Here is an 8,962-nt window from a genome sequence, read left to right as displayed (position 1 = left end):
AATTCTGGCTCCATTGGCTCCACCACGCTTATCAGAATCCCTGTAGGTGCGGGCACTGTCCCATGCGGTTGATACCATCTCTGCAATTGACAAGCCGGATTCGGCAATTTTATCCTTTACAGCTGCCACATCATAATCCGCTTTTCCGGCAGGAACAGGGTCTTGCCATATCAAATCTTCCTCCGGCACATCAGGTCCAAAATACCTAACTTTTGGTCCCATATCCCTGTGGGTTAATTTGAACCAGGCGCGAGCAAAGGTTTCTGAAAAATATTCATGATCATTCATAAATTTTAAGCAGATCTCTTTGTAGATAGGGTCCACCTTCATCGCCATATCAGCATCCGTCATCATTGGATTAAGGCGAATACTAGGATCTTCAACATCTACCGGTTTGTCCTCCTCTTTTATGCTAACCGGTTCCCACTGCCAAGCTCCTGCAGGACTTTGACGAGGCTCTCATTCATCGTTGAATAGCATTTCAAAAAAACCATTGTCAAATTTGGTAGGGTGGGTTGTCCATGCACCTTCCAGCCCACTTGTTACAGTATAGCGACCTTTTCCGGATTTGGTAGGATTGTGCCATCCCAAGCCTTGTTCTTCAACATCCGCAGCCTCAGGTGCCGGGCCCAAAATGCTTGCATCACCGTTGCCATGTGTTTTGCCTACCGTATGTCCTCCGGCAGTTAAGGCAGCAGTCTCTTCATCATTCATGGCCATCCGGGCAAAGGTTTCACGGATATGCGCCGCCGTTTTTAAAGGATCTTGTTTACCATTGACTCCTTCCGGATTCACATAAATTAACCCCATCTGCACTGCAGCCAATGGGTTTTCCATGGTGGATGGATTCTCCACATTGTCATACCGTTCATCACTTGGTGCCAACCATTCTTTTTCTGCGCCCCAATAGGTGTCTTTTTCAGGATGCCAAATATCTTCCCTTCCAAAGGAAAATCCATAGGTTTTTAAACCCATACTTTCATAGGCAATGGTACCGGCCAAAATAATTAAATCTGCCCAGCTGACTTTATTGCCATATTTTTTCTTAATTGGCCATAATAATCTTTTTGCTTTGTCTAAACTAACGTTATCCGGCCAAGAATTTAATGGTGCAAAACGAAGGTTTCCTGCACCACCGCCCCCGCGTCCGTCAGAAATCCTGTAAGATCCTGCGGAATGCCATGCCATTCGAATGAATAAACCACCGTAATGGCCCCAATCTGCCGGCCACCACTCTTGACTATCCGTCATGAGCGCATGCATGTCTTTTTTTAATGCCTCAACATCTAATTTTTTAAGCTCCTCCTGATAATCAAAATCCTGACCTAAAGGATTTGTTTTACTGTCATGTTGATGTAAAATATCGAGATTAAGAGCGTTGGGCCACCAACTCATAACTGATGCGTTAACTGAAGTATTTCCGCCATGCATCACAGGGCATTTACCGGTCGAACTACCATTGCCAGAGGTATTGTCGTTGCCTTCAGCAATGGTTACGCCTTCATCCTGTTTTTCGTGATGCGGGCATTTGTTTTCCTCTTGTGATGATTTCGGGTTTTTGTTATTATCCATAGTAAAAGATTTATTGTTTTACGAATCAAATTAAGGTCAATACCTATTTATTTATCTCTTTGATAACACTTTTGCACACCTTATGTTTTTATAAACAGCCACTGATTATGAAACTACCATACTGGGAAATTCACCCAATAGAACTAACCATAACCCTAAATATGCTTATTTAGAAAGCGATTTTTAAGTTAAACGAGAATTATTTCACTTATTTGCCCATATCAAAAAGCATTTCCGGTAATCAATTGTTTAAGCTGTTCATTGTCAATTACAAAATAGTAAATTCTTATAGAATTTCAGCAAGAGACCTAATAAAAATTCAGTCGGATTTTTAAATAAGAGGTTTGATTCTAATTTAAAAGAACATAGATTAAATGAAGGACAGGTAAAAAATTTAAATAAATAGTCCAACTCTACCATATTCTAAAAATTGGCATTTTACTCTTTCAGGCAAATCATCAATAATTATTATAGTGTCCCTTTTATATCGAGTATCCTAGAAAATCTTACCTTAACACCTCACCATCATGCTAGTCTTGAATCTTTTCCCTTTTTATAAAAGCTTTCCGCACCGCCTTATTTTAATTGAATTCAATCAACTAGCTTGGGGGCCTCCTTGAATTTAACCTACGACCTGATCCTTAAGCCGATTTAAACATTTTATGAGGATAGCCCTTTTCAAATTAGGGTATGCTCACTTCAAGTACTTTTTTATTGTTCGAGACAAAAGTAATATCCGGTTTCTCGTTGTCCTTGAAACGAATTTCCTTTGGTGTTTTATAGCCTCTGTCAAAAATAAAAACAGGGTATTTCCCATCGATTGCTTTTGCAGGTATGGCGGCTACTTCCATTTCTCCCTCACTTTTGGTAAAATATCCCGTAGCAATTTCTTTCCATTTTACCTCAGACCTTCCACACCTGTTGATCTCTGTACCTTTGTCATCAAAAAAGAGGATACTGTAGAAATCTTTATCACCTATGCGTGAGATCGGTCGATCGTAAATGGCTACATATTCTTGCCCCGGCAAATCCAAGCTAAACTCCCCTACCTCGGTAGCAATCGGAGCTCCCACACGGAAATCGGTCAAGTGGTTTTCAGAACCGGCCACTTTCGGGTTCAGCTTGAAATTTTTATCTTGGTTTTGCGAAAAACTCGGCCCCTCCCTCTGAGAAAACACAGTAATCAATTTCTCTTCCTTTTTAATACTTCCATTCAGGTCATCTTGAAACCTAAACCAAGCCGAATACTTGGCATAGTCCTCTGTGACAAACCAGAGTTTCACTTCATCCTCTTTTTGATAATTGATCGTGGTATTTTCTAGTTTAAAGAATACACATTGCAAAACAATTTCTTCTTCTACATTGGTAAAAGCATTGCCTCTGATGGTGTTTCCTTCAGTGTTAATTTTTATTCCGATTGTTGAATTTTCAATGGTATTGTCTGATATAAGGTTATAAAAAGCATAGTCACGACCTTCGTCTGTAATATCATTTCTTGTGTCTCTGCCCATTCGTGCCCCAATATGAATGGCTACCGAATAACCCTCAAAATAATTGTCACGAATAATGTTATGGTGAGGCATTTGCTCCCGCAAATTATTGCTTTCTCCCATATTTCTAAACATGGAAATCCCAATTCTCCTTTGTTCCGTTTGTATAAGGGATTTTGCAAAGGTATTGCTGCTTATTTCACTGTCAAAAAAAGTGTCTCCGATAAAATCCCCATAGGAAGGTTGATGCTGACTCAGGGTATTGTCCCTAAAAAAGTTGCCAATAAATTGATTTCTACGACTCTTACTCCCGGAATATATGGCCCCATACCCATTCTCAAAGAGGTCACAATTCCTCAAAAGTGTATTGTAACCATTCGTATAGAACCCTACCCTGTTTCTGGCAAACACACAGTTTTCTACAATCAAACGATGTTGCCTTTGATCGCCTGTACCATTGATTTTAACACCACGCTTCCATCCCATAAAAGTGAAATTCTTAATTTGCGTAGGCTGGATTCCTTCTATTTGGGGAAGATTATAAAATATTCCGCGAAGTTCGTTTCCATCTGTCCATGGCTCCTTTTTTAAAGCATACAATTCATCAAGCGGAAGCTTTTGCCTTTCGGTTCTCACATCCATGATCAGTCCATTGCCATCCATTACTATGCCTTGTTTTGCGATAGTAAACAAGGATTTATTGGTAAACGCCTCACTAATCTTCACTAACCAAGGCTCATTTCTTGATTTGAATTTAACAGAAGTATCCACATCAAACTGACGGATCAATTCTCCTTTATCATTGTACCAGTTAGCCCAACGTTCGGTATTCCAAGGGTCAAAATCCCCATTGACATCTTTTAGTACTTCTTTTATATAAAAAACACTTTGGCTAGGTTCAGACGCTCCCTTAGTGGTTTCACTTTGAGCAGAACAAAATGAATAGCCTAAACAAAAGGCTATAATAAACAGGAAAGGGATTTTTTTCATAAAGTTATTGGCTTGTTATTAATTGAAAATGAAAATCCTAATCCAGGATAAAATTCAACTCAAAATAAGCTATTTAACCTACTTCTCCAATAGGTATTAAACCGCAAAGCAAAAACAGCCTCATTTTTGGGCTAAATTAATACAGCCAAATTTTACCAGGCACCCAAAATTCCTCCCATCAAGGTAAGGGCCACGATGCAATAACCTGCATTGATTAAGAATGCCTTGAAGGACCGGTTTTCAAATAGATACAAGATTCCCAATAAAGTAGCCACCCAACCAAAACTGCCAAGAATCCAGCCATCAAGCCGAAGGACGTATCAGCATTTACGCCAATAAACAACTCCAGGTTCAAGGCAGCAACAAAGGCCAAAAATAATGACAAGCCAAATACCTTGGGCATATTCCTATTATTCAAGTCCGATTCTGTAAATCCAAATGCCCGCATCCAGGCCTTACCAAATAATGGACCATACCAAATCCCTCCCACCAAGAAGGAGGATATTGAGGCGACTATGACCGATAACCAATTGATGTTTGCAAAAGCTGATCCCATATCCATAGTGTATTGTGATTTTGTTCTTTACAATACTACTAGAAATTGAAACCTTGAAATAGTAAAAAATTAACCTTTCTTGTCCAAAGGGAAAAAATTAGTGGCATCATGAAATCCTTGTTGAATAAATTTCTGTGGATTGATTCCTGAAAAATGCTTGAATTCCTTGATAAAATGCGATTGATCTGTGTATTCAAATTGGTAGGCAACCTGTGCCCATTCAATCTTTTTTGACTGATAAATTTGCTGTAAAATCACATTGAAACGAAGCATGCGTTGATAATATTTGGGCGTCAATCCCACATACTTTTTAAACTGATCTATCAGGTGTTTTTGCGTTTTTGCATAGCCCTCAATTACTTCGGGAAAATTGACCACAGGTTCATGCTGTAATCTTTCCATAACCTTTAATAATTCTGCAGGAGGGGTTTTATCCTTTCGCAATCTTTCAAGCAACCATATTTCTGCGCTTTGAAACTTTTCTTCAGTCGATTTTTTTTCTAATATTTCCTTTCTTAAGGCAAGTATATCCTCTCCAAACACTTCCTTACCGGAAATAACTTTATCATTCAAGTTTTGCATGGGAAAATGAAAAAACGGATAGGCGCCAAATGCTTTGAATTGAATCACAAACAACTCGGAATGTTGGTGAGCTGAAATGGAAATATGATTTTTTTGCATACCTGAAACCCAAACATCCTTATATGTTGCGATGGGTGCTAAAGTGTCATTGTCATAGGTATTTCTTTGAAAGCCATCTAACTCAAAAATTATAAATACATGTCCTGTGGGAACCACCCGTTCTATCGAATGGTCAGGTATAAAATCTTTCAGGTGAAAGATGGCCTCAATGTATTGGTTCAATACCCCTTTGAGTAAGTGTCTTTCAATTGCCACTGCTGCTAATGGTTTGTTATCCTTATCAATATAGCCAATTCAAAGGTTTAAAAATAAAATCGTGTGAATTTATAGGTATTAAAATTTGAATTCATTCAACTGTTCTTATTTTTAAAAAACAGGAAAATCAATTGATTACCGGGGGCAATTCACCCCCGGTATCTTAATGTATAAATTAATTTATTAGAAGCAAGGGATTTTCCGATACCAAATAGCCTATTAATTGATCTCAATTTTCACCAGTCTTTCCTTAAATAATTTGGCAGCTACTCCTAAATAGGTATTGTCTCCTACTTTGGATATGGTTCCGGGAACCAACCAGAACTTTTTCAATTCACCACCTTTGCTGGATTTCAAAATCGTTTTAGCGCTTACTTCTCCATTGGAATTTATTTGCCCAACACGGATTTCTCTTTCTAGTGGTTCATTGTAAATAAAATATATGGTACCACTCTCATACATTTGATAGATCCCATTGGTGTTAAGAGTAATATCTTTTTGTTGTTTATTAAAATTTTGAATCCAATTGATTTCACCATTTTGAGAAATATTGGTGAATTGAAAATCATTGTTTACATGGTAAATTTTACCATTGTACGTATAGGACTCATAGTACTCTGAGGCCAATGTAATGCTATTGTCTTCGTTAACAAATATGGATTTGATATAAGTATTGGACGGAACTTCTATCTCTTTACCTTTTTCTATTTTTCGTTTTTCTTTCCCTGATAAATAGCTTTCGCTTTGGTACAAGAAATCCATTTTATTTTCATTGGAAAAGGGAATGAATTTTTGCTTGTCAATTGCCAAAGTAAAAGGGTTTAAACTCTGAACAAATAGCCCATCAATTTGCTTAAGCTTCTTATCATTGGAATAATAACCGGCCAACCTCACATCTTTGTTATTGTCCTGAATAAGAGACATCCTTAACAAATACTTGTCCGTATTTTTAAGATATGTAATCACAGGGTCATCAATGCCCCTGTAGAATGAATACATAAAGTGCATAAATTCATTGCCTCCTTTTACTATGTCCACCTTACTCAACATATTAAACACCCCTTCATTAGAAAGGCGAATATTTCCATTGCTATTTAAAGATTTTATCATGCCATATAACTTGGTATCCGGGCCACCCTTGTCGTATTCAGGAATACTGGTATTCATTTGCCATTCTGAGTTCATCGAAGCATCAAACACCTCAACATATGCTTCAGACCCTTCATTGCTCCTACTGCCCACAAAGGAGAAAACGGCGAACTTGCTATTATCCTCCGAGCGAACAATACTGTAATTTGACCTTCTGTCTAGTCTTTTATTAACAATAGGCAGTTCTGAAACCAATATTGGCGCTTCAAAAGCCAAGGTTTCTTGGTCTAGCTTTTTCCTGAACAAACGATTTTTATTGTTAAACGCATCTGAATAAAACAACCAAATGTCTTTATCCTTGTCCTGGTAGAAGAATTCGAAGCTTTTGTCTTTTGCTTTATTCATGACAGTCATCGGAATATCTTCTATTTTTCGGCTTTTCTCAAGTCCATACTTTTGGTTAAGCTTTTCCACGACCAACACACCTTTTGTACCCACTCCTTTTCCATACAATGAGAAACCTTTGGAAATAGCTCGTAGTAAAAAGTGTCCATCATCTACCGTTCCAATAACGCCAATTGTACCCGTTAATAGTCCTTTTGAAGTTGGATCGGTAATTTCCACATTTATCGTCTTCTCTTGAGCAAACAATTCTAGGTGAAGGGACAGAAAAATCAATGCTGCTAAATAAAATCTCACTTTCATTCTCTTAAAATTTTTGTTAAAAATTATTTTATTAAAATTAAGGCTCCCTGTTCAGAGAAGCTAGGTGCCACAATTGCTTAAATGCTACTCATTCCTTTCCTCACCTCTTCACAACTGTAGAAAAATGAATCTACCTTGTAAAACACCTTCCGGTTTTATCGTGTGGTATCTTTTTAAATTGGAAGAAAAAATAGGTTTTTAGCCAGTTAAAAATTATTCCAATAGGTGTTAGCAAAAACAGTTTTTACCCCCACTAAATTATTTCTACTCCCCTACCTGATTTTTCTTGTCATTTCATTGAAATAGTTACCAGTAGCAAATCTAGGTAATAAATTATTTTTAAACCAACTTTTTTGTATTTTAAATGTAAAAAAATGTTTTACAGTAAATTATAAGGTAGTCCAAATCCAATCTGGTCTAAGTTTAGCAAAGCGTAACTTAGACCCATAATGCAGAAAGTTTTCAACTTTCATCAAAGAAGCACAAACTGCCCTAATCCCAAAATTAGTCTGGAATCTCCCCAACAGTAAGATTTGGCTAAAACCACAAAGACGAGTAAATCCACACCATCCCCCAGCTAAAGCTAGGGGCTATTGAAAAAAAAATCATATTGGGGATTATTCCATCCTAATAAAACCGATATGTTTTCACATGGATTATCCGTATGCCGGTGGCTGAGCGGAGTCGAAGCCTTAGGGTAACACGAATTAGTTGTTCCCTCGGCTGTGTTGAGAGAGAACGTTATCTTCCTTCCCGTGGGTTTCCACCACGGCTATTATAGTTCAGACCCTTCAGGTCTCCCGTCTGGTCTAAGTTTAATGAAGCGTAACTTAGACCTATAATGCCAAAAGTTTTCAACTTTCATCAAAAAAGCACAAACTGCCCCAATCCCAAAATTAGTCTGGAAACCCCTTGACAGTAAGATTTGGCTAAAACCACGAAGACTATGTGGATTCAATTTCTTACTGAAAAAGTCATGAATTATTTAATTATAAAATAGTCTCCCATAAACATGCTATTCATTAACCTTAACACCCTTTATCAACCCAACATCTTCAAAATATAGAATAAAACCTATAATTTAATTTCTATTTAATACGAACCTGAACTTTAAACTCTCCAGAATTATTACTGGCATCTGCATCATTAATTAAAAATTGCATGTCCCCTTCATCCTTAGAAATAATAGTCATTTCGGTTCCTACAAAATACCAGTCTCCTTGACCAATACGAAAAAGTAATGCCCCATGATTAGCCCCTCCAAGGATGTTATAGCTCTTAAAAGCTCCGTTAGTAAAACCATTTGGGGAAGCACTACCTGCAAACATCCCAAAAACAACACTTCCTGAAGCTACAATTTGAATTTCTTCCCCTTTTTTAATTTTTCTTCCATTGGTCTTTAATCTACCAACTTTGCCTGGTATTTTAAAATCATATTGAGACGTTTTTTCAGTATCGTCTTCATTATTAAAACAAATACCTAATAATTCATCCTTAAGTGAAGGATCAATTATTAATAACTTTTTCACATCACTACATGCTTCATTCCTACGTTCTAATTGCAGATAAGAAATAATACGATACATGTAAATATCTGATATAACATCTTTGAATAAGGCACTTATCAAATAAAGGATTTGTATGGATAAGGTGGCTTTTCCAC

General features: G+C 37.3%; 4 protein-coding genes and 2 pseudogenes. All 6 read right to left on the bottom strand.

The annotated features are described in order from the left end of the window. A pseudogene (gene katG / locus AAC037_RS12505) lies at positions 1 to 1,431 on the bottom strand (catalase/peroxidase HPI); the annotation flags it as partial. 824 nt (positions 1,432 to 2,255) lie between these two features. Further along, on the bottom strand, positions 2,256 to 4,052 hold the full coding sequence (locus AAC037_RS12500) for a hypothetical protein (protein ID WP_339903310.1): 1,797 nt from the start codon (positions 4,050 to 4,052) through the stop codon (positions 2,256 to 2,258). A 152-nt stretch (positions 4,053 to 4,204) separates the two neighbouring features. After that, positions 4,205 to 4,608: pseudogene (locus tag AAC037_RS12495) on the bottom strand (DUF1761 domain-containing protein). 69 nt (positions 4,609 to 4,677) lie between these two features. Continuing rightward, on the bottom strand, positions 4,678 to 5,505 hold the full coding sequence (locus tag AAC037_RS12490; protein WP_339903309.1) for a helix-turn-helix domain-containing protein: 828 nt from the start codon (positions 5,503 to 5,505) through the stop codon (positions 4,678 to 4,680). A gap of 219 nt (positions 5,506 to 5,724) precedes the next feature. Continuing rightward, complete coding sequence (locus AAC037_RS12485) at positions 5,725 to 7,299, bottom strand: hypothetical protein (protein WP_339903308.1); 1,575 nt, start codon at positions 7,297 to 7,299, stop codon at positions 5,725 to 5,727. Between the two features lie 1,088 nt (positions 7,300 to 8,387). After that, positions 8,388 to 8,962 (bottom strand): hypothetical protein (locus tag AAC037_RS12480; protein ID WP_339903307.1); only part of this gene is annotated, 575 nt, incomplete at its 5' end.

It is taken from the genome of uncultured Cyclobacterium sp., assembly GCF_963976465.1.
Lineage (GTDB): Bacteria > Bacteroidota > Bacteroidia > Cytophagales > Cyclobacteriaceae > Cyclobacterium.
The sequence above is the reverse complement of the archived record's forward strand: the minus strand, read 5'-3'. Positions and strand labels throughout refer to the sequence as shown.